Raw genomic sequence first — 26,480 nt, forward strand, 5'->3', positions numbered from 1 at the left:
TCACTCGGGAATGTCGACCTCGTCGAGGCCTTTTGTTGAAACCCGCCGATATCACGGCTACATCCCTCGCATGCATTCCGACATCGTCGATCTTCGCTCCTTCTATTCGACAACGCTCGGCCGGTTCGCCGAGCGCTCGATCACCATGGCGCTGTCGTCGATCTGGGCAGCCGTACCCAATGAGCGGCTTGTCGGCCTCGGCTATACCTTGCCGTGGCTGGAGCGCTTCGGCGCCGATGCCGAGCGGGTCTTCGCCTTCATGCCGGCAACGCAAGGCGCCGTGGTGTGGCCGGCGACGGGGCCGACGGCGACGGCATTGGTCTTCGACGAGGAGCTGCCGCTGGTCGATTCCTGCATCGACCGCATGCTGCTCGTCCATTCGCTCGAACATGTCGAAAATCCGCGCGAAACGCTGAACGAGATCTGGCGGGTGCTGTCGCCGGCTGGCCGCGTCGTCATCGTCGTGCCCAACCGGCGCGGCGTCTGGGCGCGCTTCGAGCACACGCCGTTCGGCAATGGCCGTCCTTTCTCGCGCGGCCAGCTTACCGAACTGCTGCGCGAGACGAATTTCACGCCGGCCGCCTGGTCCGATGCGCTGTTCTTCCCGCCATCGCGGCGTCGCTTCATGATGCGCTTCCAGAACGTGCTGGAACGCGCCGGCCGGCGGCTGTGGCCGATCTTTTCCGGCGTCATCGTCGTCGAGGCGCAGAAGCGGCTCTATCAAGGCGTTCCGGTCGCCCAGCGCGCCTCGCGTCGCGTCTTCGTGCCGGTGCTGTCGCCGCATGGCGCCACGCGGCTCGGGCGTCAGAAGGAGGCCGGGGACGCCAAGCCATCGGCTGCGGGGGTGACGGCTTCGTGATCGCGACAAGAACGCCTGGGGCCTTGTCCCACCCTATCTGTCGCAAGGGGGCTCGCAGCCCATCTGAACGACGGATGCGATCAAGTCTCTCCATCCGGTTTCAGCACTGAACGCAAGGACCTCAGCCATGGCTGATCAACTGGACAATGCAGCTACCGTTCAGCCGGCTGCCGTGGCGGTCGAAGCCAGCAGCCTGGGCGATCAGGTGGCGACGATCAGGCAAGCGCTGACGGGATCGCCGGTTCGCGGCTGGTTGCTCTGGACATCAGTCGGCATCATGGCCGTCATCATCGCAACGTCGATCGGCCAGGTCCTGCTCAACCGCTGGAACCAGCCTTTCTACGATGCGCTTGCGCGCCGCGACATGGCGGCCTTCCTGCACCAGCTTCTCGTCTTTGCGGCAATCGCCGGCGGACTTCTGGTGCTCAACATCGGCCAGACCTGGCTCAACCAGATGATCAGGCTGAAGCTGCGCGAGGCGCTGACGCTAGATCTGATCGACCAGTGGATGCGGCCGGCGCGGGCCTTCCGTCTGGCCAATGCCGGCGCCATCGGCGTCAATCCCGACCAGCGCATGCAGCAGGACGCCGCGCATCTGTCGGACCTGTCGACCGACCTCGGCGTCGGCTTGCTGCAGTCGTGTATCCTGCTCGTATCCTTCGTCGGCGTGTTGTGGGAACTGTCCTCGGGCTTCGTGTTTCATGTTGGCGGCACCGCGCTGGCCATACCGGGCTACATGGTCTGGGCCGCCATCCTCTATGCTGGCACCGCCTCCTGGCTGAGCTGGCTGGTCGGGCGACCGCTGATCCGCCTCAACAGCGACCGTTACACACGCGAAGCCGAGCTTCGCTCGTCGATGGTGCGCGTCAACGAGAATGTCGATGCCATCGCGCTGTACCATGGCGAGGCCGACGCCAGGCGACGGCTCGGACTCGACCTCGGTACGGTCCTGGGCGCCATGCGCCGCATCTACACCGCCCAGATCAACCTGTCCTGGGTGACCGACACCTATGGCTGGATCACCGTCGTGGCGCCCATCCTGGTCGCCTCGCCGGTCTATTTCTCCGGCGATATCAGCTTTGGCGGGCTGATGATGGCGGTCGGCGCCTTCAACCAGGTTCACTCGTCGTTGCGCTGGTTCATCAACAATATCGGCAGCATCGCCGACTGGCGCGCCACGCTGATGCGCGTCGCCGATTTCCGCATCGCGCTCAATGAGACCGATGTGCTGCACGACAAGGAAAGGCGCATTGCCTTCGGCGAGAACGCCAATGGCAGCCTGACTTTCGAAAAGCTCGAAGTGGCCTCGCGGGACGGCTGCACCAAGCTTGCCGACCAGCATGTCGAAATCCGTCCCGGCGAGCGCGTCATGATCACCGGCGACCCTGGCGCCGGCAAGACGTTGTTCTTTCGCGCCATTGCCGGCCTGTGGCCATGGGGGAGTGGGCGGATCGGCCTGCCTGCGGGAGAAAACCCCATTTTCGTACCGCGCGTGCCGTATTTCCCGACCGGTACGCTGCGCGAGGTCCTCGATCACCCGAACGGACCTGCGCCGGCGAGCGACGCCGACATTTCGGCGGTGCTTGCCGAAGTCGGGCTTGGACGGCTGTCATCCTCACTCGACCGCAGCGCGCGCTGGGAGCATGAGCTGGGCGATGACGAACAGCGTTCGCTGGCCTTCGCCAGGCTTGCCTTGCGGCAGCCGAAGTGGGTGATCATCGACGAAGCCCTGGACGCGTTCGACGGACCCTCGCTGCGGCGCGTGCTTTCGACATTGGATAAGCGCTTGCCCGGGACCGCGATCCTCAACATCGGACGCGGGCTGCACAACAATCAGTTCTTTCCGCGCGCGTTGACGATCGTCAAGGATACCGGTGCGCAGGCGCTGAGACCCGTCCGCGTCAGGGCCGGTGCGATCGACCCGCCGCCAGCGGCCGCCCGCCGTAAGAAATAGGCTGTTTTCCCCGGTTACGGGCTCCAAGCTTTATTTTGCCGCGATCGCGAAGGAAGATTTCGCGAAGAAACAACTCTGGCGTCGGCCATGCTTGATGCTTTGCGCCTGCTTGCCTGTCTTGCCTGTGCCCAGGCTGCTCCGACCGCCCCGCCGCCGGATGCGCTGGCGGTCGATGTCGAGCTGGTGCTGGCGGTCGACATTTCGCTGTCGATGGACGAGAAGGAGTTTGCCCTGCAGCGTGCCGGTTATGTCGAGGCGCTGCGGCATCCCGATTTCATCCAGGCTGTCCGCGCCGGCAAGACGGGCCGCATCGCGCTCGCCTATTTCGAATGGGCCGGCACGGTGCGCGACGACGCGATCATCGACTGGCAAATCATCGACAGCGCCGAGAGCGCCAACAGCTTTGCCGACAAGGTCGCGGCCCGGCCGTTCCGCAGCTTCCGCGGCACTTCGATTTCCAGTGCACTGGCTTTCGGCACCGAGATTTTCGATCGCACTTCTTTCGAGGGCGAACGCAGCGTCATCGATATATCAGGCGATGGTCCCAACAATATCGGGCCGCCGGTCACCGCGACGCGCGATGCGGCAACCGCCAAAGGCATCGTCATCAACGGCCTGCCGATCCTGATCAATCCGTCACCAACCTTCAGCCATCTCGACCAGTACTATGCGCAGTGCGTGACCGGAGGGCCTGGCTCCTTTGTCCTGCCGATTTACGCGGCCGCCGAATTTTCAACGGCCATCCGGCGCAAGCTGATCCTCGAAGTGAGCGGCATTCAAGATAGGACGAGGGTCATCCCCGTCGACACCGGTGCGTCTGTCGACTGCCTGAAAGGCGAGCGGGACAGACGGTTTTTTTCGGACCCGTATTTTCCGGAGCTCGACCGATAGCTTCGTCGTAGTGACAGGGTCAGGCCGGACGGGCGCCGAACTTCTGCCGAAACTCGTCGTGAAGGTCGCGGCGCCAGCGCCGGCCATAGACATAGCCATTGATCAGTTCGGGCAGCGAGTAGCCGAGATCTTTCGACGAGCGGTTGGCCATATAGCCCGAGAAGGCTTCCGGGATCCGGCACTTCAGAACATCGGCAATGATCTGCCGCGTGATCATGTAGGGCGGGATATGCGGGTAGGAGCGGGCAATATTCGGGTGTTTGCGCATCAGGTTCGCATAGGCTTCGACATAGCCGTGGCGACGTCGCGAAATCGAATTCTCCGAATTGTGCTTCGTCCAGTCGATGTCCTGAGACAATTGCGCGCCGAAGCGCCGGGCAAGGCGCAGCAGCAATTCCCGATCCTGCATCCGGGCGATGTCGCTGTCGTAGCCGCCGATGGCCAGCAACGCTTCGCGGCGCGCTGTTATCGCCGATCCCGCGATCAAGATTGTCTCCGCGACCAGCGTTCGCTCCAGCGTGGCAGAGTTTAGGAATGCATCGCGATTGATGCAATCGGTGGCGCGTCCGCCCTTCAGGGAGACATAGGAGCTGATCAGCACTTCGAGCGCCGGATTGGCATCGAACCAGGTGAGGGTCCGTTCGAGCCTATGCGGCAGATAGACGTCGTCGGAATCGAGGAACGTCACGACGGGCGCCCGCGCGCGCTCGATGCCTGCATTGCGGGCGGCATTGGCGCCTCGCCATTTCGCGCCGACATAGATCAGTCGCGGATCACGAATGCCGGCCAGTGCCGCCGCGGTTCCGTCCGTCGAGCCATCGTCGACGACAATATGCTCGAACCTCGGCATGCTCTGGGAAAGTACACTTTCCACGGCGCGCAATACCGCCTCACGCCTGTTGTGAGTCGGCGTGATGACCGTGATGAGAGGAGCGTGCTCTGTCTTCCCGGTCATACTGCGTCAGCCATTTCCAGCGAAAAAATACGCTTCCTGCCAGGTCTTTCGATCTTCAGGACGGTCAAATGGATCGGACTCCCCCTTCCATATCCCCCGTATTGGCGACGACGCTACAAAAAACAGGCGTACCTGTCACCCCATCGGGATGCTGCTCAATGCGCATGAAATGACGAATTTCAGAATTTAGCGCTTCAACTGCGACACTATTGCCGCGCCCTATGCTTGCGAATCGCCCTTGCGATGAATGACGCGTCTATGATCCGGATGCATTCCACTACGTCAGACGTAATCGCATCGCGGCCGGTGTTTGGGCAGATTGCCGTCGCGAGGCCGGCTGCTCGGCTTCGGTCCCAGAGGGAGTACTGTCATGACTGGTTACGCCGTTGCCCATATGCGCCAAGCCCGGATGGGTCCGCAGATCGTCGAATATCTGCAGAAGATCGATGCCACGCTGGCCCCTTTCGGCGGTCGTTTTCTGGTCCATGGCGGCGACGTCGAGGTCATCGAAAACGATTGGCAGGGCCACCTGATCATCATCGAATTTCCCGACAGGCCACACGTGCGCGGATGGTACAACTCGGCCGCCTATCAGGCGATACTGACGCTGCGGACCGACAACTCGGAAGCCGACGTGATCTTCGTTGATGGCGTTGAGCATCCGCATAAGGCCACGGATGTCCTTGACCAGGCGTGAAGTCGACAATAGCGCGGCGGGATTACCGTTTCAGCAAGAACACCGCCTGCTGGCCGAAGAAGTTCCAGAACCACCATGGCATCGACAGGCCGATCTTCTGGCCATTGGCGTCGAGCGCAGTTGCTTTTTCCACGGTAGCGCCAAGCTCGTCGCACAGATTGACGAAGTCGCGGATGGTGCAGAAATGGATGTTGGGCGTGTCGTACCAGGAATAGGGCAGGTCCGTGGTCACCGGCATGCGGCCATTGAGGAACAGCGACATGCGGACCCGCCAATGGCCGAAATTGGGGAAGGACACGATGGCGCGATTGCCGATCCTAAGCAGTTCCTTGAGAACCAGCTTCGGGTTGCGGGTGGCCTGCAGGGTCTGCGACAGGACGACGAAGTCAAAGCCCTTGTCGGGATAGAACTCGAGATCCTTGTCGGCATCGCCCTGGATGACGCTCAAGCCGCGCGCCACGCATTCGTTGACGCCACGCTGCGACAGTTCAAGGCCGCGGCCGTCGACCTGCTTGGTGTCCTGCAGCAATTCGAGCAGCGAGCCATCGCCCGAACCGACGTCGAGCACGCGCGATTGTGGCGGGATGAGGTTGGCGACGACTTCGAGGTCGACGCGCTGGTTGCGGGTGACGTTCACGATGCGAGCCCTCGCGCCCGTGCTGCGGAGCCGATGAAGCCATTGATCGCGGCAAACAATTCCGGCTCGTCGAGCAGGAAGGCGTCGTGGCCGCGATCGGTCTCGATCTCGACGAAGGATACCGACGCGCCGGCGGCGTTGAGCGCATGAACGATCGAGCGGCTCTCTTCGGTCGGGAACAGCCAGTCCGAGGTGAAGGACACTAGGCAGAAGCGGGTTTTCGTGCCGGCGAACGCATCCGCCAGCCGGCCGCCATGGTCGGCGGCAAGGTCGAAATAATCCATCGACCGCGTCATGTAGAGATAAGAATTGGCATCGAAGCGATCGACGAAGGTCATACCCTGGTGGCGCAGATAGCTCTCGATCTGGAAGTCGGCGTCGAAGCCGAAGGTGAGTGCCTCGCGATCCTGCAGATTGCGGCCGAACTTCCGATGCAGGGCAGCCTCCGACAGATAGGTGATGTGGGCGGCCATGCGCGCCACCGCCAAGCCCTTTTCCGGGCGCTTGCCGTGCTCGAAATATTTGCCGCCATGCCAGTCCGGATCCGCCATCACGGCCTGCCGGCCGACCTCATGGAAGGCGATGTTCTGCGAGGAATGGCGGGCGCCGGTGGCAATCGGCAGAGCCGAGAAGACGCGCTCCGGATAGCTGGACGCCCATTCCAGCACCTGCATGCCGCCCATCGAACCGCCGAGGACGCAAAACAGTTTTTCGATGCCGAAATGGTCGATCAGCATCTGCTGGGCGCGCACCATGTCCCGAATGGTGATGATCGGCAGGTCGAGCCCATAGGGCTTGCCGGTGGCGGGATTGGTCGAGGCCGGGCCGGTGGAGCCCAGACAACCGCCGATGACGTTGGAGCAGATGACGAAGAAACGGTTGGTATCGATGATCTTGCCAGGACCGATCAGCACTTCCCACCAGCCCGGCTTGCCGGTCACCGGATTGGTGCTGCCGACATGCTGGTCGCCGGTCAGCGCATGGCAGACGAGGATGGCGTTGGAACGGGCGTCGTTCAGTGTGCCGTAGGTCTGGTAGGCGATCTGGAACGGCGACAGCAGGGTGCCGGCATCGAGCTTTAGCGGCTTGTCGGGCCCAAAGCGCAGCACCGGGCTCGACGGCTGATCAGCCTCGTTGTTGGTTTTTCCAGCGCGCAGAGCGGCCATTGCATCCATCTCACACTTTGAATCCGCACGGTGCTTTCGAAAATCGATGCCGATGCGGTGTCCGGCCGGCGCGGACAACAAAAAACCGGCATTGCCGTCGCAAAGCCGGTTACAGGATGCAAACGGCCCTTTAGCAAGTTGTTTAACGTGGCTGCAAGCCGACCGGCCAAATCACCACGGAATTTCGTACCTCTTCTAGGACTGTGGTGCGCCCGCGTCAACGGCCAGCCGCGGTCCGGAGGTTGCCACCTCTCGACATTGCGGGCCGTGGCTTGTATTTCCGCTGCGGCTTCCAGACGGAAGCGTTCTCGACGGATTTTGCGACATGAGCCAGACACCGGACAAGGCACGTCCAACCCCGCGCGCGGGCATCATGGACATCGACGCCTATGTGCCGGGCAAGAGCACGGCGCCCGCCGGCGTCGCCAAGGTCTACAAGCTGTCGTCGAACGAGAATCCGCTGGGTCCGTCGCCGAAGGCGATCGAGGCCGCGCGGGAGATTGCTGCGAAGCTCGACATCTATCCCGATGGCACCGCCAGGCGGCTGCGTGAGGCGATCGCCGAGGTGCATGGTCTCAACGCGCAGAACATCATCTGTTCCAACGGCTCCGACGAAATTCTCGGCCTTCTGGCGCAGACCTATCTCGCTCCCGGCGACGAGGCGATTTTCACCGAACACGCCTTCATGGTCTACAAAATCTACATCCAGTCGGCCGGCGCAACTCCGGTCGCGGTCAAGGAGACCGATGAGCGTGCCGACATCGATGCGATGCTGACCGCCGTCACGCCGCGCACGAAAATCGTATTCCTCGCCAATCCCAACAACCCGACCGGCACCTATGTGCCGTTCCAAGAAGTGCGCCGCCTGCATGCCGGCCTGCCTAGAAATGTGCTTCTGGTGCTCGACGCGGCTTATGCCGAATATGTCCGCCGCAACGACTATGAAGCCGGCATCGAACTGGTCGGCGGCGCCGAGAACGTGGTGATGACCCGCACCTTCTCCAAGATCGGCCTGGGCGGGGCGCGGATAGGCTGGATGTACGCTCCAATGCACATCGTCGACGCCATCAATCGTGTGCGTGGCCCTTTCAACGTCAATGCCACTGCGATCGAGGCCGGCATCGCCGCTATCCGTGACCGCGACCACGTCCAACGCAGCGTGATGCACAACGAAACCTGGCTCACATGGTTGAGCGAGGAGTTCGGCAAGCTCGGGCTGCGGGTGACGCCAAGCGTCGGCAATTTCATCCTGATCCATTTTCCCGACGACCAGAACCATTCGGCCGCCGCGGCGGACGATTATCTGACGGCGCGCGGCTATATCCTGCGGCGCGTTTCCGGCTACGGCTTTCCCAACGCACTGCGCATGACCGTCGGCACCGAAGAGGCCAATCGCGGCGTTGTCGCTGCTCTCACGACATTCCTGAAAAGCTAGAACACCATGACATCACCGATGTTTGAAAAGATCGCGCTGGTCGGCATCGGCCTGATCGGCTCGTCACTGGCCCGCGTCATCCGTCGCGAGGGCCTCGCCCGCCACGTCGCCATCTCGACCCGCAGTGCCGCGACATTGGCGCGTGCGCAAGAGCTTGGGCTCGGCTCCTCTTACTCCAGCGATGCGAAGGAAGCGGTCCGCGATGCCGATCTGGTCATCGTCTCGGTGCCGGTCGGCTCGTCCGGCGCTGTGGCCGAGGAAATCGCGCCGGCGCTGAAGCAGGGTGCGATCCTCACCGATGTCGGCTCGACCAAGGCATCGGTCATCGCGCAGATGCAGCCCTATGTGCCTGATGGCGTGCATTTCATTCCGGGCCACCCACTGGCGGGCACGGAAAAATCCGGCCCCGATGCCGGATTCGCCGATCTGTTCGACAATCGCTGGTGCATCTTCACCCCGCTGCCCGACACCGACCCGGATGCGCTGGAGAGGCTGTCGGAATTCTGGCGCCGTTGCGGCGCCAACATCGACACCATGGATCCGCAGCATCACGACATGACGCTGGCCATCGTCTCGCACCTGCCGCACATCATCGCCTACAACATCGTCGGCACCGCCGACGATCTGCAGTCGGTGACCAAGTCCGAAGTCATCAAATATTCAGCTTCGGGTTTTCGCGATTTCACCCGTCTCGCCGCCTCGGATCCGACCATGTGGCGCGACGTCTGCCTGCACAACAAGGACGCCATCCTCGAAATGCTGGCACGGTTCTCGGAAGACCTGGCGTCGCTGCAGCGGGCGATCCGCTGGGGCGACGGCGAAAAGCTGTTCGATCTGTTCACCCGCACCCGCGCGGTGCGCCGCTCTATCATCGAGGCGGGCCAGGACATCGACGTACCCGATTTCGGTCGTCAGGCGGTCGAGCACCCGGCGAAGGCGTAGATCGGTTCTTCAGCCTGCTGGCCAGTGGCTTTTCATCATCGCCAGCGTCTCGGCCCGGTCCGGCGCGCCTAGCCGACCGCCGAAGCGCAGGCATTTGAGCGCGGCGGCCGCGCTGGCAAAGCGCAAGGCCTGCTCGACCGGCATGGCTTCCGCCAGTCCGACGGCGAAGGCGCCGTGAAAGACATCGCCGGCGGCCAGCGTGTCGACCGCCTTGATTTTCGGCGCCGCGACATGTCGCGATGATCCCGTCGCACGATCGAACCACCAGGTGCCAGCCGCGCCGCCGGTAACCGCGACAAACGCATCGCCGCGCCGGGCAAGTGCCTCACAGGCCTGGCGCGTATCCAGTTCTGCGCCGCACAGTATGCGCGCCGCCGGCTCGGAAGCCACGATATGGGAAGCCAGCGGCAGCAGAAGTTCCAGCACGTCCCTCGGCGCGGTATCGGCATCAAGGATCGCCGGCCGGCCGATGGCGTGCGCCGCCTCCAGGGCAAGCGCCGCGGCACCGGGCCAGCGGACATCGGCCAGCACGGCATCGAATGCGGAGAGGTCGGCGACCGGTAGAGCCTCGGGATCGGCTTGGGCCTGGCTGTCGTAGAACGGCACGATGATGCGCTCGCCATGCGCGTCGACCAGGATCGAGGCCAGCGCCGAGCGAGCGCCGTTGACGCGGCGCACGAATCTGCAATCGATGCCTTCTGCTTGGATCCCGGCGATCAGTTGATCGCCGACGGAATCGTCACCCGCGCTCGCCCACAGCGATACGTCGGCGCCCAGGCGATGTGCAGCACAGGCCGCGCTCGTCGCCATGCCCGAGGCGATCTGGACGCCGTCGGAGGCGATGAACTTGCCTTGGTGGTCGGGCAGCGTCTCGACACGCAGGATCGTATCCAGCGTCAGCGCGCCGACACTCAGCAGTCTCACGGGTTTTGCCATCGATGCGCTATTCCACCGGCTTGATCTTGCCCAGCGGAATGAAGCCGAGCGAGGCCTTGCCCTTGACCACCTTGAGCGGCATCGACGGCTGGTTGCCGAGCAGCGCCAGGCCAGCAAAGCCCTGCTCGATCTGCGTTTTTTGCTCGGGGATGGCACCGCCGAGGATCGCCGCCACGGCCTTCGGATCCTTCAGCGTGATCGTCAGGTCGGCGTCGATGAGACCATCGGCATCGACCGACAGCGGTCCGGAAACGGTGACGCGCGCCGTGCCTGACGACAGGTCGAGGTTGCGGATCTCGATCGCCTGGCCGCGCAGGCTCTTCACTTGCCTGCCGATCAGCGCGACGCCATTCTTCAGCGTCACGTCGCCGCTGGCATCGAGCGCCGGCAGCACCCGTCCGCCGATCGCCTCGGCATCGATCTCGAGATCGCTGAAATTGCCGAGATAGTTGATATCCCCGCCGTTAGGCTGCAATTGGCTGTCCGCCTTGCCGGCACTGAACAGTTCGACTGGATCGGTGTCATCAGCGGGATCGGTCTGGCCGGACAGGCCCTCGGCTTGCAGTGAAATCCGCCGTGGCAGCGGCCATGACAGTTTGACGTTGGCTTGCAGGTTGTCCCAGTCGATCCACAGCGGCATCATGCCTGGAACGGAGGTCCTGAGCGGACCGCGCAGATCGGCCACCGGCGACAGCGGCTGGATGATCTGGGCGACGGCATTGAAGCTGCCGGCCGAGGCGGCGATGTTCCTGGCATCGTCCTCATAAGCGAGATTGTCGCAGGAGACGGCAAAGCTCAGCGGATAGCCGCTGACCTGGAGATTGGCGCAGCCGGCCTCGACGCCACTCTTGTTGAGCGAGGCAACCGCTTTGTCGGCTTCACTTCGGACCCGGTCGGCCAGGTAGAACCAGCCAGCGCTGTAAATGGCGAACAGCACGACAATGAACGCGGCAAGCCAGAACAGGAGGCGTCGGCGCTTCGGTTGGCGTTCGTCACTTGACGTCATGCTTTGGCTCTCGTTAACGCAAGGGTGTTGTAGGCGGACTCGCGATTCCGACAACAACAGGTAGACAGAGGCGGACGGAAAAAACACCGATTCCGGTGTGGTGCTGCCATTCTTTACAATCAGGCGCGGCGATATGGGCGATTTTTGGGTGTTTGGCTATGGGTCGCTGATCTGGCGGCCGGGTTTCGCGCATGTCGAGACGCAGCGCGCCCGCCTGCACGGCTACCGGCGCTCGCTGTGCGTCTATTCCTTCGTGCATCGCGGCACGCGCCAGCGGCCGGGGCTGGTGCTCGGTCTTGACCGTGGTGGCTCCTGCGTCGGTTTGGCGTTCCGCGTGCCCGGCGAATTGCGCGACGAGGTCATCGCCTATCTGCGCGAGCGCGAGCTGGTCACCAACGTCTATCTCGAACGGACGCTCAAGATTCGCCTTGACGGCGGCCGGACGGTCGAAGCCGTGGCCTACATCGTCGACCGCCAGCACGAGCAATATGCCGGCGCGCTCGACGCGGCGCATGCAGCGGCCGTGGTGCGCGGCGCGGTCGGCCAGTCCGGCAACAATGAGGACTATGTGATCAGCACGCTGGAACACCTTGAGGCGCTGGGCATAAGCGACCACTGGCTGGAGGATGTCGCGCGCCGGGTAGCACCTTTGTGAAGCGCTGGCTCTGCGGAAAAGGCCGCCAGGCCTTTGACCTCGATGATGGAAGACCTAGGTTAGGTTCCGAACCTCAGCCAGGGCTGCATTGACTGGCCCCCAATCATCCCGGAGATACGCCTTGCAGAAACGCCGCCTTGGTCGCACCGACCTTTCCATCGCGCCGCTGGTTCTGGGCGGCAATGTCTTCGGCTGGACCGCCGACGAGAAAACCTCGTTCGATCTGCTAGACCGCTTCGTCGGGGCCGGTCTCAACGCCATCGACACGGCGGACGCCTATTCGCGCTGGGTGCCAGGCCACAAGGGCGGCGAATCGGAAACCATCATCGGCAAGTGGATGAAGGACCGTGGCAATCGCGATCACGTCGTGGTGGTCACCAAGGTTGGCTCGGATATGGGGCAGGGCCACAAGGACTTGTCCGCGGCCTATATCGAAAAGGCCGTCGACGCGTCGCTGAAGCGGCTGCAGACGGACGTCATCGACCTCTATCTGTCGCACTGGCCGGATCCGACCACGCCCTATGAGGAAACCCTTGGCGCCTACGAGAAACTGCTCGCCAAGGGCAAGATCCGCTATGCCGGCTGCTCGAACCTCGACGCCGGCCAGTTACGCGCGGCGCTCGATGTGGCGAGCTTGCGCAGCCTGCCGCGCTACGAGGTGCTGCAGCCGGAATACAATCTCTACGATCGCTCCTCCTTCGACGGGCCGTTGCGCGATCTGTGCGTGGCCGAGGACATCGGCGTCATCACCTATTTCAGCCTGGCCAAGGGCTTCCTCAGCGGCAAATACCGCAGCGAGGCCGATCTTGGCCAAAGCCCGCGTGGCGGCGGGGTGAAAGACTACCTCAACGCGCGCGGCACGCGCATTCTCGCGGCACTCGATGCGGTGTCGGCCAGGCATTCGGCCAAGCAGGCGGAAGTGGCGCTTTCCTGGGTTATCGCACGGCCAGGCGTCACCGCGCCGATCGCCAGCGCCACCAGGCCTGAGCAGATGGAGAGCCTGATCAAGGCCGCGTCGCTGAAATTGACCGCCGACGACATGGCCGAGCTCGACAAGGCAAGCGGCTGAAACTTCCGGCGGCGCCGCACGCACGAACGTCCAAGACCACGCACCTGTCTTGCCATACCGTCCTTCGCACGGGGCAAGGCAGAGGGTGAGATGACTGAGCCGCTTCTTTCGCAACCGGATCTTTGGCGCCAGTTGGTCGCGCTGGTGCTTGCCGCCACCGTCGTCATGGGCAGCCCAGGGCCGGCAACGATAAGCGTCACCGCCGTCGGCGCTGCCTTCGGCTTGCGTGATTCATTGCGGTACGCCTGGGGGATCGTCCTGGGCACGATTGCAGTGCTGCTGGTGGTAGCTACCGGGGTCATGGCGGTGCTCACGTCGATGCCGAAGCTGGGGCCGCTGCTGGCTTTCGCGTCCGGCGCCTATATCCTCTATCTCGCGTTCAAGATCGCCACGGCTCCACCATTGGTAGCGCGCGCGGCCGAGGCTTCGCGCCCAACATGGCTGGCCGGGTTTCTGCTGGCTGTCGCCAACCCAAAAGCCTATGTGGCGATCGCCGCCGTGTTCGCCGGCGCGTCGTCGAGCCAAGGCGCCGGCGATATCGGCATATGGCTCAAGCTGACCGTCCTCGCGCTGATGATCGTTGCCATCCACGCTTTGTGGCTCGTTGCAGGGGCGTCTTTCGCCCGCTTCCTCCGCAGGCCGGCCGCTTCGCGGATCATCAATCTGATCTTTGCCACGACGCTGGTGTTGACCACCGCGCTGGCCGTGTTCGGCTGAGTGTCGGCTCGGAGCTTTTCAGACTTTCGCGCCGAGTTCCCGCAACCGCTTCACCGCGGTTGACGGCAATGCCGGCGGGTTGGGCGTGCGGGATGCCTCGATGAGAAGCTGGTCACAGGCAGCCTCGGTTTCACCGATCAGCCGGGCCATGAATTCGTCCTTGCCCAAGCCCGGCGGAATCGGCGGCAGGAACCGCGCCTTGATCGTGCCGGGGAAGCGCAGGAATTTGCGGCGCGGCCAGTAGAGACCGGCGACATGGGCGACCGGCACCACCGGAACGCCAAGCTGCGAATAGATTTCGACGATGCCATATTTGTAGGCCGGCTCGTCGCCCGGCGCGCGGCGCGTCCCCTCGGGATAGATGATCAGCTGGCGTGGGTTGCGCGCCATTTCCTGCCTGGTGGCGGCGACCACCGCCTTCAACGCTTTCGAGCGGCTGCCGCGGTCGACCGGGATCATGCGCATCTTCATGATGTACCAGCCGAAGAACGGGATCCAGGTCAGTTCGCGCTTGAGGATGTAGAGCGGATCCTGGAGGAACGGGAAGAAGGCGATCGCGTCCCAGAACGATTGATGCTTGGGCGCCAGGATGAAGGAACCCTCGGGCAGGTTTTCCAGGCCGGTGATGTCGCTCTTGGTCCCGGCAATCTTGTCATAGAGCCACATGCACGTGCGTGACCAGAATTTCGGCACGAACCAGGCGCGGTGCCGGGGCGACAGGAAATAATAGGGGGTCCAGAGGATCATCTGGACGATCAGATTGACGTAGAAGACGAAATTGAACGCCAGCGATCGGACATACAGCATGGAGGGAGGCCCGGTGAGAGGTGTGCGTTGGTTACACCAAGCGCGGCGAAAAAGGAAATGGCCGCGAGCCGCTCTGACGAGCGAAGGAGAACGATGGTCGGGCGGCCCGTTTCAGCTACGTCAATCGCGCCAGCCGCTCCTTCAGACGCGGGGCAGCGAAATCGAGAAAGGCGCGCAGCTTGACCGGCAGCAGGCCGTGGCCGGCATGTACCAGGCTTACCGGCCATGGTTCAGGCTCGAACTCCTGCAGCAGGATGCGCAGCGCGCCTGACCGCAGTGCGGCTTCGATCTGGTAGGAAAGCACTTTTGTCACCCCGATGCCGGCAATCGCGGCGTCGATGGCCGCCTCGGCGGTGTTGACCTGAAGCCGCGAGCGGACCTGAACCGGGACTTCCGTCCTGCCCTGGGCGAAGCTCCAGGTGGCGGCGGAAGCAAGTCCCTCGAAGGTGATGCAACTGTGTGTTTCCAGATCCTGTGGGGTCATCGGCGTGCCATGCTCGGCCAGATAGGCCGGGCTCGCACAAGCGACGCGGCGGATCGAGCCGACAGCAATGGCGACCAGGCTCGAATCAGGCAACTGGCCGATGCGAATGGCGAGATCGAAATGGTCCTCAACCAGCTGGGTTATACGGTCGGCTAGCGTCAGGCGAATGTTCACGTCGGGATAGGCCGCGAGAAAACCGGTGACGACCGGCAGCACGTGCAGGCGGCCAAAGACGACCGGCGCGGTGATGGCCAGTTCGCCGGTCGGAGCGCTGTATTCGCCGGCCGCCGTGCGTTCGGCCTCACCGACATCGTCGAGGATGCGGCGGCAGGCGGCAAGATAGGCCTGGCCGGCGTCGGTCGGCGTCAGCCGGCGCGTCGAGCGGTTCAACAGGCGTGTGTTCAGATGTCGTTCGAGATCGGAAACCTTGCGGCTGACCGTCGCCAGCGGAACGCCGAAGCGGCGGGCCGCGGCGGAAAGGCTGCCGGCCTCCACCGCAGCGACAAAGAGCGACATGGCTTCGAGACGATCCATAGCTTCTTCCAGAAAATGGAAGGACGGATTGCGAATATGTCATCTGCATTTGAAGGATGGAAGGCTTTATATCACGATTGCTGGCCTGCCTATAGCATGGCCTCAACGAGCAACGAGTCATCATGTCCGAAAGCCGGCCGCCGCTGCCGCCGTTCACAGCCGAGACCGCCGCGCAGAAGGCGCGCATGGCCGAGGATGCCTGGAATTCGCGCGATCCGGCCCGAGTGGCGCTTGCCTACACGACGGATAGCCGCTGGCGCAACCGCGCCGAATTCCTGCAAGGCCGCGCTGCCATCCAGGCGTTCCTGACGCGCAAGTGGAGCCGCGAACTCGACTACCGGCTGATCAAAGAGGTCTGGGCCTTCCACGGCAACCGCATCGCCGTGCGCTTCGCCTATGAATGGCACGACGACAGCGGCTCATGGTTCCGCAGCTATGGCAACGAGAACTGGGAATTCGACGAACACGGGCTTATGCGCCTGCGCATCGCCAGCATCAACGACCTGCCGATCGGCGCGGCCGATCGCAAATATCACTGGCCGCTCGGCCGGCGCCCGGACGACCACCCGTCATTGTCGGAGCTTGGGCTTTAGGATCGTCCGGGCAAGGAGGCTTTCATGAATGCTCATGCTTTCACCAGCGACGTCGCCTTCACGCCGACCGTCAAGGCGATCCAGGCCCGCAAGGGCTCACGCCAGTCCTATGCCCGCGTCGAGGAGCGTGGCGGCTGGCAGGCCGATATCACGCCCGACCTTGCCGCCTTCATCGAGATGCAGACCAGCGTCTTCCTGTCGACGGCCAATGGCGATGGCCAGCCCTACATCCAGCATCGCGGTGGACCCGCCGGGTTTCTCAAGGTGCTGGATCAACACACGATCGGCTTTGCGGATTTTGCCGGCAACAGGCAGTTCATCACGCAGGGCAACCTGGCTGACAATCCGCAGGCCTTCCTGTTCCTGATCGATTATGCCCACCGGCAGCGCATCAAGATCTGGGGCACGGCCCGCGTCGTCGAGAACGATGCCGAGCTGATGGCGAGGTTGATGCCGCAGGACTACAAGGCGCGTCCCGAGCAGGTCATCCTGTTCACGGTCTCGGCCTGGGACTCCAATTGCCCGCAACACATCCCGCAGCGGTTCGAGGCGGCTGACGTGGCAGCGGCGCTTGGCGAACGGGACAAGCGTATCGAGGGCCTCGAACAGGAGATAGCGCGCCTCAAGGGGATTTCAGGCGCTGCAGCCGGGGCAGGTGCTACAGCCGGGGAATGAGGTTCAGCCGCCGGCCGCGGTCTCGGCCAGCGCGATGCCGTCCGGCGTCGGCTTCATCGGCACGATGCCGCGCGCCAGCGCCAGCAGATATTTATTGTATTCGGTGAACAGCACGCGCAATGCGCGCGGCTTGGTCAGCCAGCTGCCATTGTCGAGGTTGGTGTTGACCACCGGATACGGTTCGAGCTTGGCGCCATGCAGCAGCCGGCCCATTTCCAGCAGGCTGCGCGGCATATGATAGTTGTTGGTGACCAGGATCACCGTGCCATAGGCGTGGCTCTCCACCCATTTGGCGCTCTCCTCGGCATTGCCGATCGTGTCCAGCGCGGCGCGGTCGATATCGACGCAACAGGAGAACAAGCGCTTGTCGCCACCGATTGCCGCCTGCAGCTGGCGGCGGCTGGCGGAAGGATGCACGCCGCTGATCAGCAGCCGCTCGCCCTTGCCGGACGCCAGCAGATCCATTGCGGCGTCAAGGCGTGACTGGCCGCCGGTCAAAACGATGATTGCGTCGGCCTTAGCCGGATTGGCGGGCGTCGTCAGGTGGCTGACCTTGTTGGCGAACCAGCCAAAGCCGCCGGCAAACAGAGTTGCGAGGATGAGCAGGGAAAGCCCGGACAGGCGCAGAGCGGCTTTTAGGCGGCTGACCTTGCCGTGGTCGCGCGAATGGGCAACCACCACTGGCATCTGCCCAGCCGTCCCGGTCGTTTGCCGCGCGTCCATCGCCATATGGTTAATCCCCAAATGTGGCTTTGGGTAGTAGAAAGACGCACTTTGCGTTACGCCAATTCTCCATCCGTGATCATCCTGTTTCTATCGATGTCATTGTCCCGAACTTGTCCCTGCTTCCAAGCGACGTAAATTAGCCGGCATCCGGCTGGCGGACCTCGATGTCGCTGAGATAGGCGACGACAGTGGCGTGCGAGGTCGCCGCCGTCAGCCCACCGATCACCAGAACCATGAGAACGACCCCGAGATAGCCCGCCGAACCGATGGCGAAATTGCCGAACAGCGCGGTCGCCTGGTCGGCCTGCGGCGTCGCCATGTTGCGCGACGACCACCATGAAAAGACGATGAACACGAGCACAGCCGCGGCTCCGCCGGCGGCGGCACCCTTCATGCCGGTAACCAGGAAATGCCGGCGGAATTCACGCGCGATGAAGCTCGCCTCGGCGCCGACAAAATGCAGAACCTCGATGATGTGGCCATTGCCCGCCATGGCGCCGCGCGTCGCGAACACCACGGTCAGCACGGTCGCCGACAGCATCAGCGCCAGCACCGCGATGCCGATGGTCACCGTGGTGCGGGCCATGGCCACCAGCCGGTCGACCCAGGTGCGGTGATCGTCGAGCGATGCGCTTGGCAATTTCGGCGTGATCGCGGCGCGCATGGCGGCGAAATCAGGCGGGCTGCTCTCGTCGATGGTGACGATGATCAGGCGCGGCACCGGCAGTTCATCGATGTTGAGGCCGGAGCCCAGCCACGGCTCCAGGAGCCTCGCGGTCGCGTCGCGATCGATGATCCGGGTCGCCTTCACGCCGGGAAACTCGCTGGCCATCTGCGAGGCCTCCGCAAGGGCGGCCTCCATGTCTAGGCCGTCGACAGGCTTGATCTGGATCGTCGCCTCGCGCGAGATCTGGTTCTCCCAGACCGAGGCGGTGTCACGCACCAGCGTCACCGCGCCGAAGGTCAGGCAGGACAGGAAGGTCATGATGGCAATGACCAGCACCAGTGCCCGGCCGGCGATGTTCTGCGCCGGCACGATCGGCGCCATCCGGCGCTGGGCACGCGGCCTCGCCTCGGCGGCCTCGGCGTCCTGCTCCTGCTGTTCAAGATGTTCGGCGGACAGCTCAGTCATAGATGTCCAGCCTTCCGCCGGCCAGGATCATGCGGCGCGCGTCGACCTGTTCCATCAGGCCAAGGTCATGGGTCGCGATCACCACGGCGGTGCCGAGACGATTGAGCTCGATAAACAGCCGCAGCAGGCGTCGCGCCAGCGGCGGATCCACATTGCCGGTCGGCTCGTCGGCCAGAAGGATCTCCGGCTGCTCGATCAGCGCACGGGCGATCGCCGCACGCTGCTTCTCGCCGCCGGACAGAACTGGCGGCAGCACATGCATGCGCTCGCCCAGCCCGACCCATTTCAACAGTTCGGTGACATCGGTCCGGTAGCTCGCCTCCTCGCGCCCGCGCACGCGCAGCGGCAAGGCCACGTTCTCGTAGGTGGTCATATGGTCGAGCAAGCGAAAGTCCTGGAACACCACACCGATACGACGCCTCAGGTGCGGCAGTTCGGCGCGCGAGATGCGCGAGCGGTCCTTGCCGAAAATGGTGATCAGCCCGCGCGTCGGCTTCAACGACATGAACAGCAGTCGCAGCAACGTCGTCTTGCCGGCACCCGAAGGCCCGCTCAGGAACTGGAAGGAGCGCTCCGGAATGTGCAGGGAGATGTCACGGAGGATTTCCGGACCCATGCCATAGCGGAGGCCGACATTTTCGAAGCGAATCAATTTCGGCGACCTGAAATTCGCGGCGGCAGCGAGCCAGCCTGTTCTGGGTAATGACCATCGGCCGGCATGGTTAACCGGCGGTTAATTCTTGCGCTTTTTCGGCTCTTCACGAGGGCTCCGGTGGGGAAGCGTTAACCATTTGTGTTTACTCAAAAGAAACGAAAAGCGAACACGTGCTGCAATGCTGGGGCCATGATGGCTGACGATAGAACCGCGCGCCCGGTTTCCGGCGAAATCATGACCGATCCGGCGGCAATTGCCGCAACGGACCGGTTCATGCGCGCTCCAGCGGCTGACATCGTCGATGCCGACTACGTGGTGATGCCGCGCCTTGTCCCCGCCGCGGAAAGCGTTTCGCCGCTGCCACGCGCGATCGTCACGCCGCCCATCGAGGGCATGGACATGCTGCGCAAGCCCGAGGCCCCGGCGGAGCGGCCACCGGCTTCACGCGGCGGGCCGATCTTCTGGATCGCCGGCATTGGCGCCGCGTTCGCCGCTTTCTGGGTCTCCGGAGGGCATGCGCTGGTGCGCCAGGCGCCGTTCCTGTCCAGTGCGCAGGCGTCGGCGCTGAGCATTTCAGGCGTCACGTCACGCGTCGACGCCTCCGGGCCGAACCCCGTGCTGTTCGTCGATGGCGAGGCCGCCAATGACGGCGCGAAACCGGCGCCGCTGCCGCCGCTCGAAATCCGGGTGACCGGCAATGACGGGCGCACGACCCGTTATTCGTTGGGGACATCCGGTCGTTCGCTGGCGTCGGGCGAAAGATTCGGCTTTGCCAGCCGGCTCGACGTGCCTAAGAACGGCGTAAGAACCGTTTTGGTCACTTTCGCCCAATAGGCGATCACCGAGGAAGACCACCAATGCCAAACGTACGCGGCAAGGACATCGAGGTCCTGTTTTCGGCATCGGCGATCGCACGGCGCAATCTTGAACTCGCCAAGGAGATCGCCGGCCACGATTATCACGATCTGCTGGTGATTTCGGTGCTGAAGGGCTCGTTCATCTTCGCCGCCGACCTGATCCGCGCCATGCATGATGTCGGGCTGTCGCCGGAGGTCGAATTCATCTTCATTTCCAGCTACGGCGCCGGCACCACAAGCGGCGAGGTGAGGGTGCTGCGCGATATCGACAATGAGGTGGCCGGCCGTGACGTGCTGTTGATCGACGACATTCTCGAATCGGGCAAGACGCTGAGCTTCACCCGCGACCTGATGCTGTCGCGCGGCGCCAAGAGCTGCGCCATCGCCGTGCTGCTCGACAAGCGCATGCGCCGCCAGACCTCACTCAACGCCGACTATGTCGGCTTCGACTGTCCCGACTATTTCGTCGTCGGCTACGGCATGGACGTTGCGCATGCCTTTCGCGAATTGCCGTTTGTCGGTGTCGTCAAAGGCGACGTGTAAGCGACGTCCAAAAAGGCTTGTTGGCCTCCTGCGCCTTCAGAGAAAGTCAACTTTTCGCAGCCAAACATGGCCGCCATGGCAAAGCTTCTGATCGTTGAGGACGATGAGTCCGTCCGCACCCTGGYCGCCCGCGCGCTTGAACGCGCCGGACACACAATCGATATCGCCGCGGACGGCGCGCAAGGCCTTTCGCTGATCCGAGCCGCAAATGGCGGCTATGATCTCGTCGTCTCCGACATCCGCATGCCGGAGATGGACGGTATCGAGATGGCGATTGCGGCGGCAGCGCTCTTCCCGTCGATGAAGATCATGCTGATGACGGGCTATGCCGACCAGCGCGAGCGCGCCGAGGAGCTGAACGGCGTTATCCTCGATGTCGTGCAGAAGCCGTTTACGCTGGCCGAAATCCGCTCCCGCGTCGAACGGGCGCTGATCTGCTTCGCCTGATCAGGCTGGATCGGCTGCAGCGAGCACGGGCGGAGCGCTCTTGCGGCGTTCGAAGTTGAGCGCCAGCAGGCCGGCGCCGATGATGAGCGCCGCGCCGATCACCGTCGTCGACCGTGGCACCTCGGCGAAGAACAGAAAACCCCACAGCGGCGACCACAGGATGCCGGTGTATTCGAAGGTGGCAACGCGGTTGGCCGGTGCCATCCGGTAGGCCTGCGACAGCAGGACCATGCCGGCGGAGGCGACGAAACCGCAGGCCGCCATCTTGAGAAAATCAGGCAATGTCGGCGAGAGCCAGGGCCGCACCAGGAATTCGAGGCTCGGGTGGACGGCGTGGGTGATGCCGGCCAGGTGAAACGTGCCGGCAACCACGGCCGCGCCGACCAGATAGGCGCCGTTCTGGTAGAAGGCCATGACGGTGGACGATTCGGTATCGCCGATCTTGCGGGCCATCAACTGCGAAAAGCCGTAGAGCGCCGCCGAGCCCAGCGACAGCAGCGCCGCCCAGTCGAACAGACCGGCGCCCGGGCGCAGCATCACGAGGACGCCGAACAGCCCGATCAGCACGGTCGCCAGCGTCTGCCAGGAGACGCGCTCGCCAAGATAAGGCCCGGCCAGCACCATGATGAACAGCGGCGCCATGAAATAGAGCGCCACGGCGTCGGCCAGCGGCAAGGCGGCGATAGCCAGATAGTACACCGTATAGGAGGTGAACTGGATGAAGGCGCGCATCGTCAGCATGCCGAATCGCCTCGACAGGATCGCAGGCAAGCCGACATCGACATGGACGAGAACAATCAGGATCGGCAAGGCGACGATCGAGCGGATCGCCATCACCTCGGTCACCGGATAGCCGCTCGACACGGCTTTGACGAGCGGGTCCTGCAGCGAGAAGACCAGCACGCCAAGGCACAGGCTCAGGATGCCAAGCACCATCCGGTTCTGCATGTGCCTTCGGGGCTCCCTGCAAGCGAAAAAGAACCCGCCACCGTTTCGGGCAGCGGGCATGAGTGAGGACTCTTCGAATTGGTCCGCGGCCGATTTCGCAGCCGCATATCCAATGGGTGAGGCGACTATCGTTCGGCGTTTGACATGTTGCAAACGAATTGGAATGATATCAGTGATCAAAATTCCTTATGGCGGGTTTCATGCGACCGACCCTCGACAGCGACCTTCTGCGCACCTTCGTGGCTATTGCCGAAGCCGGCAATTTCACCAGGGCGGCGGAGCAGGCCGGCCGCACCCAGTCGGCGGTGTCGATGCAGATGAAGAAGCTCGAGGACCTGATCGGCGACACCCTGTTCGAGCGTGGTTCGCGCGGCGTCGTGTTGACGCGGCGCGGCGGCGAACTCATCGTCAACGCTCGCCGGATTGTTTCGCTGCTCGACGAGACGGCGGCGTCGATGGCGGCGGCGCCGCTTGGCGGGCCGGTGCGCATCGGCATTCCGGAGGAGTATGGCCACGCGATCCTGTCGCGCGCGCTCGGCGCCTTTTCGAAGCGCCACACCCAGGTCGAGGTCACCGTGCGCTATGCGCATTCGGGTGCGCAGGTGGCGGCGCTCGCCGCCGGCGAGCTCGATCTGTGCGTGGTTTTCGAATGGCAGGATCCTGCCGGCGGCGAAGTGCTGATGCACGATCCGACCGTATGGGTGACATCGACGCTGCACCACATGCATGAGGAGCGGCCGGTGCCGATCGCGCTCTACAACCGGGCCGGCTGGTGCAAGGATTTTGCCGTCAAATCACTTGAGCAGCGCGGTCTTGCCTATCGCGTCGCCTATACCAGTGACACGACTGGCGGCCTAAAGCTCGCCGTCACCTCCGGGCTGGCGATCGCGCCGATCTCGCGCAGCAACATTCCGACCGGCTGCCGCGAACTGACGTCGGCGGACGGGTTCGGCGACATCGATTCCTCGAATGTGGTGATGCACCGCAACCCGAATGCCTCGGGTGAGGCGATCGACGGCATGCAGGAGGCAATCCGCGAAGCGTTCGTCAACAGGCAGATCTAGTGCCTGTCGTCCAACGTGTGCAGCGGTCTTGGGATAACGACATGCACCAAACAAAGACTCAAGCGGCGGCTTCCTCGTGGAAATGCAGCCGGTTGCCGAACGGATCGGCGACCGATATTTCGCGGGATTTCCAAGGTGTTTCCTCCAGACCCGGCCTGGCGAAGCGGTAATTTTTGCCGATCAGCTCGCGATGAAGTGCCGCGATGTCCTCGACCTTGATGCGCACGGCAATGCCAGGCGCGCCGTCGCCGTGATGTTCGCTCAGATGCAGCACGCAGCCGTCTCGGCCGACCGCCATGTAGAGCGGCGCGTTGTCGTCGAAGCGATGCTCCCATTGCACCTCGAAACCAAGGAAGCCGACATAGAACTCACGTGCCTTGGCAATGTCGAAGATGCGCAGGATGGGCGTGACGGCGCCAAGTTTCGGCATGGTGTTGCAACCGTTCGAGTGTCTTCGGGTGAGGTTGGAAGCGGGGCGGCGATCCCTATTTCAGCTCGAGCAGCCGTTCCAGATAGCTGCGTTCGATGTCGGGGCTGAGCGCATTGCCGAGCCGCTTGCGGATCGCTTCCAGAATCTGGCGGGCGCGCTGCACGTCGATCTCGTCGGGCACTTTCACCGAATCGCCGAAATCAGGGCCCTGGCTGGCGCGCGGACGGCCCAGCGGGTCACGGTCGGCGTTCTGCTGGCGGCCACCTTCCTCGCTGCCGCCCTGATCGCCCTGCATGGCCTGCATCTGCTTCATCATGTCCTTGGCGCCCTTGCGCAGCGCTTCCAGCGCCCGGCCCTGGTGGCCGACCGCCTGATCGCCGTCGCCTTCGCCGAGCGCCTGTTCGGCATTGCCCATGGATTTGCCGGCCTCGCCAAATCCCTCATTGGGCTCCATGCCCATGCCTTCGAGCCCCTTCTTCAGCTGCTCGAGGTCGCTTTTCAGCTGGCCCTGGCCCTGCTGCAGCTGCTTCAGCGCATCGGCGAATTCCTGCGGTGTCATCGGCTTCTGCTGGCCATCCTCGCCGGGCTTGCCGTTTTCGCCGGACTGACCTTGCTCACCGTCCTGGCCGAGCTGCTCTTCACGGTTCTGTCCGCGCTGGCGCTCGCCGCGCTGCATCTGGTCCATGCGGAAGGTGTCGTTCATCATCTCCTGCTGGCGCCGCAGGATCTCGCCGAGCTTGTCCATCTGCTGGCGCATCTCGCTGTCCTGCTGGCCGCCTTGCTGCTGACGGCCGGCCTGGAGATTGTTCATCATATCCTGCAGTTGCGACAGCAATTGCTGCGCCTTGTCGCGATCGCCCGACTTCGCCAGGTTCTCGATCTGGTCCATCATGCGGTCGATATCGCTCTGGCGCAGTTCCTGGCCGTTCTGCTGCATCTGCGGCGCGTTGGGATTCTGCTTGGCGCGTTCGGCGAATTCCTGCAGGAACTGGTTCATCGCCTCGCGCAGTTCCTTCATCGCCTTTTCGATTTCCGCGTCGCTGGCGCCGTTCTTGATGGCGTCCTGCAGCGCCTGCTGCGCCTGGCGCAGTCGCTTTTCGGCGGCCGAGAGATTGCCTTCCTCGATGCCAAGCGCGATTTCCCAGAGATAGGACACCTCGCTGCGCAGCTGGTCGTCATTGACGGCCATCTTGAGCCGGCTGCGGGCGCTCATGATGGCGAGGTAGTGGGACATGTTGTCGAACGTGTCCTCGGGCCGCAGCGTGATCGCGTCCATCAGGTCGAGCACGTGCGGCTTGGCGTTGGCGTCGAGCGCCAGCAGGCGGCGCTGCTCGAGCACCGCGCGCGCCAGCGGGTTGGCGAATGGCCGCTGCGGCATAACCAGCGTCTTGGTCTCGCTCGACGCGGTGTGCCCGGCATCGTCGGTGGCGACCAGCGTCAGCTTGATGCTGCTACCGGCCCAGACATGCTCGGTCAGGTCCTTCGTCGTCCGGGCGGCATTCGACTTGCCGCCGCGACGCGGCAGCGACAGCGGCATTTCAGGCGGACCATAGAGCGGATGTGCATTGGGCGCCTGCGGATCGGCGAGCGCGAAAACCGCCTTGGCATTGGCGGCGCCATAGTCGTCGTCGATCTGGTAGTTGAGCTCGAAGGCGCCGTTGGCGGCGCGCTTCGGTTCGCCGACGAAACGGATCTGCGGCGGCTTGTCCGGCATGACCGCGAAGGCCCAGCGGCCGAGCTGATCCTCGCCTGACGTCAGCGTCAGTGTGCCGTCGCCGGTCAGCTTGCCGGTGAACTGGCGCACCTTGGATGGCGTCGCCGGGCTTGCCGCCGGCTTGGCCGTGGCGGCGGCCTGCGGGCCGGCCGGGTCGATGGCGCGGGAATTGCCATTCTTGTCGGCATAGGCGAGCGTTTCCTCGCCCGAGCCGCCGGTAACGCGCAGCGAGACGTCGCTGCCTTCGGGGATGATGAAGGTCGGCGTCGCCTGGTTGACGTCGGCGGTCAGGAAGATCGGCGGCTTGCCGGTATAGGCCGGCGGCGTCACCCAGGCGTCGATGCGCGGTGGTATGGCATCGTGGACGCCATGGGCACTGAACCCGTCGACAATCCTGCCGCCGCTCGGTCCGAAGGAGAAGGCAAAGGCGGTCACCAGCAAAAGTGCGGCCACCGCGCGCAGACCCCAGCGGTCGCGCTCCGGCACGCGCGTGCGAGGCAGGTCGGCGCCAAGGCTGTCGAGCTTTCCGGCCATGCGCTTCTGGTGTTCGCGCCACAGTGCCTGCGAGAAGCTGCTTTCTCGGCCGCTCGGCCGCTCGGTCTGCACCAGCACCGGGCTGTGCAGCAATTGATTGGCCGCTTCGATCCTGCGGTCGATTTCGGCGGCGCCCGGCAAGCGGAAGAAACGCAGCGGATAGAGTGCCGCAAGTGCTGCCACACCGAATGCGGCGAGCAGGCCGATGCGCGCCACGTCCGGCAGGCGCGAGAAGATGCCGAGCCAGGAGACGCTGAGGAACAGGCTGGCGACGATGACGAGCGGAAGCAGCAACGGCCAGCCACGCTCGACCATCATCGAGACCCGCGTCGCCAGCCGGCTCAAGGCAAGGCGCCGGGCCAGACCGCGATGGCTGCTGAAGGTGGGTCGTTGCGTCATCGGCCGTTCCATGGGCGGG

The 26,480-nt window shown here is 63.8% G+C and carries 28 protein-coding genes and 1 riboswitch; of the genes, 15 read left to right on the plus strand and 13 right to left on the minus strand.

The window, feature by feature from the left end:
- The first annotated feature begins 70 nt into the window (after window positions 1-70).
- The 3 genes from AC1D2G_RS22520 to AC1D2G_RS22530 all read left to right on the plus strand — a co-directional run bounded on the left by AC1D2G_RS22520 (window position 71) and on the right by AC1D2G_RS22530 (window position 3,704).
- Complete coding sequence (locus AC1D2G_RS22520; RefSeq protein ID WP_457152069.1) at window positions 71-859, plus strand: class I SAM-dependent methyltransferase; 789 nt, start codon at window positions 71-73, stop codon at window positions 857-859.
- Window positions 860-986: 127 nt separating this feature from the next.
- Window positions 987-2,813: an ABC transporter ATP-binding protein/permease gene (locus tag AC1D2G_RS22525; protein ID WP_477416707.1), complete on the plus strand. Its 1,827-nt coding sequence runs from the start codon at window positions 987-989 to the stop codon at window positions 2,811-2,813.
- Window positions 2,814-2,900: 87 nt separating this feature from the next.
- On the plus strand, window positions 2,901-3,704 hold the full coding sequence (locus tag AC1D2G_RS22530) for a DUF1194 domain-containing protein (protein ID WP_477416709.1): 804 nt from the start codon (window positions 2,901-2,903) through the stop codon (window positions 3,702-3,704).
- Window positions 3,705-3,723: 19 nt separating this feature from the next.
- Here AC1D2G_RS22530 and AC1D2G_RS22535 read toward each other — a convergent pair whose 3' ends face one another.
- Window positions 3,724-4,659, minus strand: a complete 936-nt coding sequence (locus tag AC1D2G_RS22535; protein WP_477416711.1) for a glycosyltransferase family 2 protein — start codon at window positions 4,657-4,659, stop codon at window positions 3,724-3,726.
- A gap of 370 nt (window positions 4,660-5,029) precedes the next feature.
- Here AC1D2G_RS22535 and AC1D2G_RS22540 point away from each other — a divergent pair, with 370 nt between their 5' ends.
- Window positions 5,030-5,356 (plus strand): DUF1330 domain-containing protein, encoded by a 327-nt coding sequence (locus AC1D2G_RS22540; RefSeq protein WP_477416713.1) that lies wholly within the window; start codon window positions 5,030-5,032, stop codon window positions 5,354-5,356.
- A gap of 22 nt (window positions 5,357-5,378) precedes the next feature.
- On the opposite strand, the gene metW is transcribed toward AC1D2G_RS22540, so the two are convergent.
- Window positions 5,379-5,993, minus strand: coding sequence for a methionine biosynthesis protein MetW (gene metW, locus AC1D2G_RS22545; protein ID WP_095084894.1), 615 nt, complete (start codon window positions 5,991-5,993; stop codon window positions 5,379-5,381).
- Complete coding sequence (gene metX / locus AC1D2G_RS22550) at window positions 5,990-7,159, minus strand: homoserine O-acetyltransferase MetX (RefSeq protein ID WP_457153179.1); 1,170 nt, start codon at window positions 7,157-7,159, stop codon at window positions 5,990-5,992. Before metX ends, metW begins: the two co-directional genes overlap by 4 nt.
- A gap of 110 nt (window positions 7,160-7,269) precedes the next feature.
- Window positions 7,270-7,347, minus strand: a riboswitch (SAM riboswitch).
- A 137-nt stretch (window positions 7,348-7,484) separates the two neighbouring features.
- Between metX and hisC the strand changes: the two genes are divergently transcribed.
- Together hisC and AC1D2G_RS22560 are read left to right on the plus strand one after the other, a co-directional pair.
- Window positions 7,485-8,594, plus strand: coding sequence for a histidinol-phosphate transaminase (hisC, locus tag AC1D2G_RS22555; protein ID WP_477416715.1), 1,110 nt, complete (start codon window positions 7,485-7,487; stop codon window positions 8,592-8,594).
- Window positions 8,595-8,600: 6 nt separating this feature from the next.
- Window positions 8,601-9,536 (plus strand): prephenate/arogenate dehydrogenase family protein, encoded by a 936-nt coding sequence (locus tag AC1D2G_RS22560; protein WP_457153181.1) that lies wholly within the window; start codon window positions 8,601-8,603, stop codon window positions 9,534-9,536.
- Between the two features lie 9 nt (window positions 9,537-9,545).
- Here AC1D2G_RS22560 and AC1D2G_RS22565 read toward each other — a convergent pair whose 3' ends face one another.
- Both AC1D2G_RS22565 and AC1D2G_RS22570 read right to left on the minus strand, forming a co-directional pair.
- Entirely contained in the window at window positions 9,546-10,472 is a 927-nt protein-coding gene (locus AC1D2G_RS22565) for a sugar kinase (RefSeq protein ID WP_477416717.1), read from the minus strand.
- 7 nt (window positions 10,473-10,479) lie between these two features.
- On the minus strand, window positions 10,480-11,478 hold the full coding sequence (locus tag AC1D2G_RS22570; protein WP_477416719.1) for a DUF2125 domain-containing protein: 999 nt from the start codon (window positions 11,476-11,478) through the stop codon (window positions 10,480-10,482).
- 133 nt (window positions 11,479-11,611) lie between these two features.
- Here AC1D2G_RS22570 and AC1D2G_RS22575 point away from each other — a divergent pair, with 133 nt between their 5' ends.
- From AC1D2G_RS22575 to AC1D2G_RS22585, 3 genes are all read left to right on the plus strand, one after another.
- The gene (locus AC1D2G_RS22575; RefSeq protein WP_457152227.1) at window positions 11,612-12,133 is read left to right on the plus strand and encodes a gamma-glutamylcyclotransferase; all 522 of its coding nucleotides are present in this window, start codon (window positions 11,612-11,614) and stop codon (window positions 12,131-12,133) included.
- A gap of 121 nt (window positions 12,134-12,254) precedes the next feature.
- On the plus strand, window positions 12,255-13,202 hold the full coding sequence (locus AC1D2G_RS22580) for an aldo/keto reductase (RefSeq protein WP_477416721.1): 948 nt from the start codon (window positions 12,255-12,257) through the stop codon (window positions 13,200-13,202).
- 90 nt (window positions 13,203-13,292) lie between these two features.
- The gene (locus AC1D2G_RS22585) at window positions 13,293-13,919 is read left to right on the plus strand and encodes a LysE family translocator (RefSeq protein ID WP_457152225.1); all 627 of its coding nucleotides are present in this window, start codon (window positions 13,293-13,295) and stop codon (window positions 13,917-13,919) included.
- Between the two features lie 18 nt (window positions 13,920-13,937).
- Here the strand turns inward: AC1D2G_RS22585 and AC1D2G_RS22590 are convergent, their stop codons facing one another.
- Window positions 13,938-14,726: a lysophospholipid acyltransferase family protein gene (locus AC1D2G_RS22590; RefSeq protein WP_457152224.1), complete on the minus strand. Its 789-nt coding sequence runs from the start codon at window positions 14,724-14,726 to the stop codon at window positions 13,938-13,940.
- A 115-nt stretch (window positions 14,727-14,841) separates the two neighbouring features.
- Window positions 14,842-15,744, minus strand: coding sequence for a LysR family transcriptional regulator (locus AC1D2G_RS22595; RefSeq protein WP_477344265.1), 903 nt, complete (start codon window positions 15,742-15,744; stop codon window positions 14,842-14,844).
- 122 nt (window positions 15,745-15,866) lie between these two features.
- Here AC1D2G_RS22595 and AC1D2G_RS22600 point away from each other — a divergent pair, with 122 nt between their 5' ends.
- Together AC1D2G_RS22600 and AC1D2G_RS22605 are read left to right on the plus strand one after the other, a co-directional pair.
- A complete protein-coding gene (locus tag AC1D2G_RS22600) occupies window positions 15,867-16,337 on the plus strand; it encodes a nuclear transport factor 2 family protein (RefSeq protein WP_477416723.1) in 471 nt (156 codons plus the stop codon).
- A 24-nt stretch (window positions 16,338-16,361) separates the two neighbouring features.
- Window positions 16,362-17,012: a pyridoxamine 5'-phosphate oxidase family protein gene (locus tag AC1D2G_RS22605; RefSeq protein WP_477416725.1), complete on the plus strand. Its 651-nt coding sequence runs from the start codon at window positions 16,362-16,364 to the stop codon at window positions 17,010-17,012.
- 3 nt (window positions 17,013-17,015) lie between these two features.
- Here AC1D2G_RS22605 and AC1D2G_RS22610 read toward each other — a convergent pair whose 3' ends face one another.
- The 3 genes from AC1D2G_RS22610 to ftsE form a co-directional block, all read right to left on the minus strand.
- Complete coding sequence (locus AC1D2G_RS22610) at window positions 17,016-17,741, minus strand: YdcF family protein (RefSeq protein ID WP_095084883.1); 726 nt, start codon at window positions 17,739-17,741, stop codon at window positions 17,016-17,018.
- A gap of 133 nt (window positions 17,742-17,874) precedes the next feature.
- Window positions 17,875-18,870, minus strand: coding sequence for a cell division protein FtsX (locus AC1D2G_RS22615; protein ID WP_477397840.1), 996 nt, complete (start codon window positions 18,868-18,870; stop codon window positions 17,875-17,877).
- Window positions 18,863-19,522, minus strand: coding sequence for a cell division ATP-binding protein FtsE (ftsE, locus tag AC1D2G_RS22620; RefSeq protein WP_027023302.1), 660 nt, complete (start codon window positions 19,520-19,522; stop codon window positions 18,863-18,865). The genes AC1D2G_RS22615 and ftsE overlap by 8 nt, the downstream gene beginning before the upstream one ends.
- A gap of 192 nt (window positions 19,523-19,714) precedes the next feature.
- On the opposite strand from ftsE, the gene AC1D2G_RS22625 reads away from it, so the two are divergent.
- The 3 genes from AC1D2G_RS22625 to AC1D2G_RS22635 all read left to right on the plus strand — a co-directional run bounded on the left by AC1D2G_RS22625 (window position 19,715) and on the right by AC1D2G_RS22635 (window position 21,372).
- Window positions 19,715-20,359: a hypothetical protein gene (locus AC1D2G_RS22625; protein WP_477416727.1), complete on the plus strand. Its 645-nt coding sequence runs from the start codon at window positions 19,715-19,717 to the stop codon at window positions 20,357-20,359.
- 23 nt (window positions 20,360-20,382) lie between these two features.
- Entirely contained in the window at window positions 20,383-20,925 is a 543-nt protein-coding gene (hpt, locus tag AC1D2G_RS22630) for a hypoxanthine phosphoribosyltransferase (RefSeq protein ID WP_477228397.1), read from the plus strand.
- A gap of 75 nt (window positions 20,926-21,000) precedes the next feature.
- Window positions 21,001-21,372: a response regulator gene (locus tag AC1D2G_RS22635; protein WP_477416831.1), complete on the plus strand. Its 372-nt coding sequence runs from the start codon at window positions 21,001-21,003 to the stop codon at window positions 21,370-21,372.
- Here the strand turns inward: AC1D2G_RS22635 and AC1D2G_RS22640 are convergent, their stop codons facing one another.
- Window positions 21,373-22,320: a DMT family transporter gene (locus tag AC1D2G_RS22640; protein WP_477416729.1), complete on the minus strand. Its 948-nt coding sequence runs from the start codon at window positions 22,318-22,320 to the stop codon at window positions 21,373-21,375. It abuts the gene before it with no gap.
- 200 nt (window positions 22,321-22,520) lie between these two features.
- On the opposite strand from AC1D2G_RS22640, the gene AC1D2G_RS22645 reads away from it, so the two are divergent.
- On the plus strand, window positions 22,521-23,384 hold the full coding sequence (locus AC1D2G_RS22645; protein ID WP_477416731.1) for a LysR family transcriptional regulator: 864 nt from the start codon (window positions 22,521-22,523) through the stop codon (window positions 23,382-23,384).
- A 58-nt stretch (window positions 23,385-23,442) separates the two neighbouring features.
- Here the strand turns inward: AC1D2G_RS22645 and AC1D2G_RS22650 are convergent, their stop codons facing one another.
- Together AC1D2G_RS22650 and AC1D2G_RS22655 are read right to left on the minus strand one after the other, a co-directional pair.
- Complete coding sequence (locus tag AC1D2G_RS22650) at window positions 23,443-23,814, minus strand: glyoxalase superfamily protein (RefSeq protein ID WP_095084877.1); 372 nt, start codon at window positions 23,812-23,814, stop codon at window positions 23,443-23,445.
- A gap of 55 nt (window positions 23,815-23,869) precedes the next feature.
- The gene (locus AC1D2G_RS22655) at window positions 23,870-26,461 is read right to left on the minus strand and encodes a TIGR02302 family protein (protein ID WP_477228399.1); all 2,592 of its coding nucleotides are present in this window, start codon (window positions 26,459-26,461) and stop codon (window positions 23,870-23,872) included.
- Between the last annotated feature and the right edge of the window lie 19 nt (window positions 26,462-26,480).

It is taken from the genome of Mesorhizobium sp. P2_C7 (assembly GCF_056404515.1).

Coding starts and splice junctions, on each gene's coding strand:
- AC1D2G_RS22520 (WP_457152069.1), top strand. CDS start 71: ATGCATTCCGACATCGTCGATCTTCGCTCCTTCTATTCGACAACGCTC.
- AC1D2G_RS22525 (WP_477416707.1), top strand. CDS start 987: ATGGCTGATCAACTGGACAATGCAGCTACCGTTCAGCCGGCTGCCGTG.
- AC1D2G_RS22530 (WP_477416709.1), top strand. CDS start 2,901: ATGCTTGATGCTTTGCGCCTGCTTGCCTGTCTTGCCTGTGCCCAGGCT.
- AC1D2G_RS22535 (WP_477416711.1), bottom strand. CDS start 4,659: ATGACCGGGAAGACAGAGCACGCTCCTCTCATCACGGTCATCACGCCG.
- AC1D2G_RS22540 (WP_477416713.1), top strand. CDS start 5,030: ATGACTGGTTACGCCGTTGCCCATATGCGCCAAGCCCGGATGGGTCCG.
- metX (WP_457153179.1), bottom strand. CDS start 7,159: ATGGCCGCTCTGCGCGCTGGAAAAACCAACAACGAGGCTGATCAGCCG.
- hisC (WP_477416715.1), top strand. CDS start 7,485: ATGAGCCAGACACCGGACAAGGCACGTCCAACCCCGCGCGCGGGCATC.
- AC1D2G_RS22560 (WP_457153181.1), top strand. CDS start 8,601: ATGACATCACCGATGTTTGAAAAGATCGCGCTGGTCGGCATCGGCCTG.
- AC1D2G_RS22565 (WP_477416717.1), bottom strand. CDS start 10,472: ATGGCAAAACCCGTGAGACTGCTGAGTGTCGGCGCGCTGACGCTGGAT.
- AC1D2G_RS22570 (WP_477416719.1), bottom strand. CDS start 11,478: ATGACGTCAAGTGACGAACGCCAACCGAAGCGCCGACGCCTCCTGTTC.
- AC1D2G_RS22575 (WP_457152227.1), top strand. CDS start 11,612: ATGGGCGATTTTTGGGTGTTTGGCTATGGGTCGCTGATCTGGCGGCCG.
- AC1D2G_RS22585 (WP_457152225.1), top strand. CDS start 13,293: ATGACTGAGCCGCTTCTTTCGCAACCGGATCTTTGGCGCCAGTTGGTC.
- AC1D2G_RS22590 (WP_457152224.1), bottom strand. CDS start 14,726: ATGCTGTATGTCCGATCGCTGGCGTTCAATTTCGTCTTCTACGTCAAT.
- AC1D2G_RS22595 (WP_477344265.1), bottom strand. CDS start 15,744: ATGGATCGTCTCGAAGCCATGTCGCTCTTTGTCGCTGCGGTGGAGGCC.
- AC1D2G_RS22600 (WP_477416723.1), top strand. CDS start 15,867: ATGTCCGAAAGCCGGCCGCCGCTGCCGCCGTTCACAGCCGAGACCGCC.
- AC1D2G_RS22605 (WP_477416725.1), top strand. CDS start 16,362: ATGAATGCTCATGCTTTCACCAGCGACGTCGCCTTCACGCCGACCGTC.
- AC1D2G_RS22610 (WP_095084883.1), bottom strand. CDS start 17,741: ATGGCGATGGACGCGCGGCAAACGACCGGGACGGCTGGGCAGATGCCA.
- AC1D2G_RS22615 (WP_477397840.1), bottom strand. CDS start 18,870: ATGACTGAGCTGTCCGCCGAACATCTTGAACAGCAGGAGCAGGACGCC.
- AC1D2G_RS22625 (WP_477416727.1), top strand. CDS start 19,715: ATGATGGCTGACGATAGAACCGCGCGCCCGGTTTCCGGCGAAATCATG.
- hpt (WP_477228397.1), top strand. CDS start 20,383: ATGCCAAACGTACGCGGCAAGGACATCGAGGTCCTGTTTTCGGCATCG.
- AC1D2G_RS22640 (WP_477416729.1), bottom strand. CDS start 22,320: ATGCAGAACCGGATGGTGCTTGGCATCCTGAGCCTGTGCCTTGGCGTG.
- AC1D2G_RS22645 (WP_477416731.1), top strand. CDS start 22,521: ATGCGACCGACCCTCGACAGCGACCTTCTGCGCACCTTCGTGGCTATT.
- AC1D2G_RS22650 (WP_095084877.1), bottom strand. CDS start 23,814: ATGCCGAAACTTGGCGCCGTCACGCCCATCCTGCGCATCTTCGACATT.
- AC1D2G_RS22655 (WP_477228399.1), bottom strand. CDS start 26,461: ATGACGCAACGACCCACCTTCAGCAGCCATCGCGGTCTGGCCCGGCGC.